Origin of the sequence: Bacillus cereus group sp. MG4 (assembly GCF_040460055.1) — a bacterium.
Classification (GTDB): Bacteria; Bacillota; Bacilli; order Bacillales; family Bacillaceae_G; genus Bacillus_A; species Bacillus_A wiedmannii.
In genome coordinates this window covers 1-5,402 of sequence record NZ_JARVGZ010000008.1, presented here as the reverse complement: position 1 = coordinate 5,402, position 5,402 = coordinate 1, and the positions used below count along the sequence as shown (strand labels likewise).

Sequence of the window (5,402 nt, the reverse complement as noted above, 5' to 3'; positions counted from 1 at the left end):
TCTTTTTTTTTTATGTTTTACGAACAAATTTTCGTACACAAATTTGTACACTAGTGTACAAAAATTTGTACACTAGATTCTCGGTAACCCTTGATATGACTGGCTTTTTTTTTTTTTTCTTCTTACTCTTATATATATAGTATCTAAACTTCGGTATAAATGTGTCTAAATTGTGAACAACAAGTTATGTTTTTATAACTATTAACTGCTAGAAGTTCCGCAAGGAACAGGTTGTATTTTCTTTCATTTCATTTCAGAAAATCTCCACCTTCAACAAAATAAAAACCATTCTAATTTTAGAATGGTTTTTATTTTGTTTTCCTTGCCCAACTTCTTTCGGCACGTTTGTTTATGGTGCTAAGCTGACGACGAAAAAGGAAATGTTAGATTCTTCAGCTTACACATACTATTGTACGTGCCGAACCGCTTGTGCTATCGTTCGTATATTTCACTTATATCTTATTTTGATACGCAAATCATGGGGGCTAGCCCCCAAACCCCCAGCTAGCTTCCGCCAAAAAAGTAAAGGGAAACCCTCTTAAACATAAGTTTTTAGGAATTATGCAATGTTGCATATCCGCTATAAAAATAGACATAGATATGCTATTCTGTAAAAGAGTACTTTCTAGTCTGTATAGTAGTAAGTCGTGTATATGAAAAAAGGGGGTCTTCTGCGTTTTGCAGGAGGCCCTTTTTCTGTGTATAAAGGTGACTAATATGAAATGAAAAATGAACATAATAATGATTGGTCTATATAAAATATGCAGCAACATAAATAAAGGTGAAAAGAAAAAAATAATAGGGAATCTTGTTGGTTAGGTTTTAATTTTTTTGGCGAAGACTTGTCGAAGACAAGAGTTCTTCGCAGGGAGAGAGGAAGTCGCAAAAGCGACGACGCGATCCCTTTTGGCGCTAGCCAAAAACAGGGGGATTTTGAAAGGGGGTTTACCCCCTTTGCACATGGAACTTTGCTTGCAAAGTGTAGTGTGTTACACTGCTTTTAATCCGACAGTCCTCGCCAATGGGAGAAAGGTGGGTATAATTTCGTCATGAGCTATTCCATAATTCGTATGCAAAAATTCAAGCAAGGTGATATTAAGGGGTTGCAATTTCACCATCAAAGGGAACGAGAGAGTCAAACAAATCCAGATATAATTCCTGGGGCGCAAGAATTAAACTATGATTTAGTAAACAATCAAAATATTGATTATAACAAGATCATTGAGGAGAAAATCGCGGAGCGAGTCGCACGAACGGTGCGAAGAGATGCTGTTATCATGTGTGAGTTTCTGATTACAAGTGACAGAGAGTTTTTCGAGGAGCTTACACCAGACAGAGAACGAAAATTCTTTGAAACAGCATTAGATTTCGTTAAACAGGAATATGGAGAACAAAATGTGATTCATGCAACTGTACATAAAGATGAGATGACACCACATATGCATTGTGCAATTGTACCAATTACAGAAGATGGACGATTATCGGCAAAAGAATACTTTGGAAAACGACAACAATTGATTGCGCTACAAGACAATTTTCAAAAACATATGGTCGAAAATGGATTTGAATTAAAACGTGGGATTCCAAGTTCACGCAAACACGTTGAAATGGGGCGCATGAAGGTCGAGGGGGTATTAGAGAGTACCAAAGTACTAGAAAGCGATAAAAAATTGTTAGAGAGCGAACTGGGCGCCTTAAAACGAGGGATAATGGAAATATATAAAGAGATACATAAAGTAGATGAAATTGAAGCAGTAGAAAAACATGCTGTATTAAATTTACCGGTGTTGAATTTATTAGAACAAGGAACAGTACGATTACGGCAACAAGATGTGCAGGATTTAAAACAATGGGCGAAAGAGTCGATTGTACAAAAACAAGAAATGAAGCAATGGAAAGAAAGAACAACACAAACAATACAAGAGAAAGACGTAAGAATTCAGAAATTAGAAAATGAAATAGGGATAGGAAAGCAAGAAAATACACGCTTAGTGGAAGAATATAAAAAAGCAAAAGAAACAAGTAAGACTTGGGAACAGTTATATGAAATAGCAACAGACAGTGAAAAGGAAATACGAGGTATGGTAAAACAGGCAGGATTGTATGAGTTGCTGGAACAATTTCAAAAAAGAATGAAAGAATTTAAACAAATAGTAGAACGCTATTTTCAAAAACGTCCACAAAGAACGGTACATGTTTTAAAAGAGATGGTAGCCAAAGTGTACCCTAGGTTTTCTGGATGGAATCCAACAGTACTAGAAAAAAAAGAAAAGGAAATGGCTGTTGTTGATAATACAGATCATACGCTGTATTTTCGAGAAGGACATAGTTTAGAAAAAGTAAAAGAGTATTGTGTAGATGCATTAGTAAATAAAAAGCGGCTGCAAGAAGGATATCATGTAGATATTACGGTTCATGGAGAAACGTTCCAGCAGATTTGGAGACAAGCGCAGTATCAAGAACAACAATTTCGAAAAGAAGTGGAAAAAGAGTTTGAAGGAGATGCAGAGAGAGTTGTGAATCGTTTAGAACAAATGGTGGAGGAACTAGATCCATCGATAACAGAAATTCAGTATGCTTTTTCAGTGAAAAAGGACAAATCTTCCTCTGTATTTCAAGAAGGACAAAAATTAATAAAAGGGATTGGGTATCGACCAGAACAATATAAAGAAGCGTATCTAGAACGATTAGTAGAAACACCAGTAAAAGAATTACTGAAGGTATGGAAATACCAAAAACAAAAGGAGAAAGTACAAATACAAACAAAAGAAAAAGAGCAAGATAGAGGTCTTAGTTTATAAGGCGTTCTGAAAATAACAAAATATATGGTATACTCATATAGCTACATTCGAAAATGAAAATGGGTTCAGGTTGTTGTACGAATGAACCGAAAAAAGCCAATTCCACTTACACGGGGAATTGGCTTTTTTCTTAAGCTGAGTGAGTAAATAGTACGAAACACTAATAGAGTTATAAACCATTTTACATGTACAAGAAAAGTATAGCATGGAACCAGAAAGAAAAGAACCAGAATAAAAGAATGCTACAGAGCGGTTAAGACGGAAAAAAAAACGTAGTCTTTTGGGAGAAGAGAGAACCCTTGTCGTATAATCCGAAGGTGTAGGGGGCGGGAGCGAATTTTCCCCGCCCCCTGCATCTTTGGGTTACAAGGGTAGAGGCTCGCTCCCATAAGGAAACGGCTTTTTTTGAGTATTAAGGAAGCGGATAATGAATTAGAAAGTTTTTTTAAAGTGGTGTAAAAAAGAATGAATTGTTGTCTTCAATGTAAACTTTTAAACATAGCTTTACTTTCAAACTATTGATTTTATTGAATTTTTAAGGAGGTTTTAGAAATGTGGAGAAATCTAGAAAAAAGCATCAAAGGTAATTGTGTTTTGGGTTAATATAATATTAAGGTAACTTTCTTAAGTAAGTATTTAAGGGGTGAATAATTTGAGTTTAACATATAAAAGACCATTAATTTTTATAGTTTTACTGTATATTGTGTTAATAGTTTTTAACTATGTAAATTATAATCATTTTAATTGGTTTGAAAATCTTATAAAAACACTATTTATAGTAGTGTTTTTTGAAATTATGATGTGGTTATTTTCTTCAAAAAAAACAACCTCTAGAAAATAAGAGGTTGTTTTTTTATAAATCACCATGTTTTTCCGGTCCAGCCTTCTTCTTCATAAATACATGTACCTAGATACCAAGCAAGTTGACCAGCTAAACTAATTAAATTACCTTTAACGCCTAATTTTATCATTTTTCTAGCTGCTAATTCATATTCTTTGTTAGTAATATTAGCAATAATAGAACCTAAAAAACCTACTGATAGTACTTCTACATAATTTGCTATAAGTTTTCTTTCTATACAATTATCTACAGCTTCTGTTTCTTGTTTGAATGGATCTTCATAGCCAGGCGGTGTATTCACACGTTGAATTTCTTGTTTCAATTGTTCTAATTCTTCAGTTTTACCATATTTGTTTTCTATCATATCAATATCAATATTTACTATTCTTCCATGTTTATCTTTAACTGAAGCTTCTTCAATAACAAATTTTAATTGTGCAGCTACTTCTTGTACTAATTGTTCTTCTTCATTATTGATTTCTTGAGCTTTAGATATTCCAGTGAAAGAAGTTGTAAACAAAGCAAGTATGAGAGCCATTGATACAATATTTTTTAATATAACCTTCATTTTCAATCCATCCCTTTTCCTTATTTGTGATTTTTTACTGGTGTTTTCTGGTGCATTTCTATCTTAATACATAGGTTTATAAAAATATACACCCTTCAGAAAGCAAAAAATGATGGAATTGAATGTCTTACTTCTTTTAAAACCGCAGTTTTAAGATAATTACAATTTGATTATTTGAATATTATGTGTTTTATTTATCAATTTAATTGTGAATTTAAATATAATGTTAGATATAGATGATAGGTTAACTATTTTTAAGGGTACAATTTTTGAGGACAGATTATTAGGATATCGAACTCGGGGAAAATGTAAAAGGGTCAGACTAAATATAACAAAAAAAGCCATTCATGCTATAATTGAGTTGTCTAAGCTACAACTATAGTCAAGAGGCTTTTTTTATCTGTAAAAGATTATTAGAGTGTTAGACTCAAAGAAAATAATTCTAATTACATAATAACAAAAGAAAAGTCTCTTTGCTAGTTGTAAATACTAGGAAGAGGAGAATTTCATATGACAAATCCTGAGAAATTCAGACAAATATTAAATCAAGCGGAAGATAATACAAGGAAAAGAGATATGAAAAGACAAGAAAAAATACATAATAATCATTGTACTAGTTTACAAGAAGAACAGTTAGGACAAGCATTAGAGACTTTACAAAGTTTAACTGGTAATGAGTATTATATTGGGCGTAAAAGAGATCCATTTGTTCAAGTCGAATTTTCTCAAATTATTCAAGCTAATTTACGTTATTTAATTAAGACTGGATATTTAACAAACGCTGAACGGTTATTACTTTTAGATTTGTGTTGTTATGTGGAGATTGGAACTCATGTTTTAGTAGAAAAAGATGTTACTAATGTTAACAAAGATATAATTAATAACGCTTCAGTTACTTATTTAGCGGACGAAACATATAGAACAAGACATGGTTTAAGCAAATTAATGACTAGTTTAAAAAACAAAGGAATTTTAGCTTGTGCGGAAAGTGGATTTAAAGATGAAACAGGACGTGTTTGTACGAAACGTACTTGGTTAGTGAATCCTAATATAATTTGTGCATCTAGAAAAACAGCTATTGATAGAGTGACAAAACATGTCTTTAAAGATATATTACAAAGTTTTAAGATAGAAGGTTCTTCTGAAGTACATAATTTGCCTATCTATTTTTTCTAAGAAATGCTCTTGCATT

General features: G+C 32.6%; 3 protein-coding genes. 2 read left to right on the top strand and 1 reads right to left on the bottom strand.

All coding sequences use genetic code 11. From position 1 onward, the window contains the following. Nucleotides 1-1,049 precede the first annotated feature (1,049 nt). A complete protein-coding gene (gene mobV, locus QCI41_RS30590) occupies nt 1,050-2,801 on the top strand; it encodes a MobV family relaxase (RefSeq protein WP_353839136.1) in 1,752 nt (583 codons plus the stop codon). An 860-nt stretch (nt 2,802-3,661) separates the two neighbouring features. On the opposite strand, the gene QCI41_RS30585 is transcribed toward mobV, so the two are convergent. Beyond that, on the bottom strand, nt 3,662-4,210 hold the full coding sequence (locus QCI41_RS30585) for a hypothetical protein (protein WP_353839135.1): 549 nt from the start codon (nt 4,208-4,210) through the stop codon (nt 3,662-3,664). A 510-nt stretch (nt 4,211-4,720) separates the two neighbouring features. On the opposite strand from QCI41_RS30585, the gene QCI41_RS30580 reads away from it, so the two are divergent. Then, a complete protein-coding gene (locus tag QCI41_RS30580; protein WP_353839137.1) occupies nt 4,721-5,386 on the top strand; it encodes a MarR family transcriptional regulator in 666 nt (221 codons plus the stop codon). The last annotated feature ends 16 nt before the right edge of the window (nt 5,387-5,402 follow it).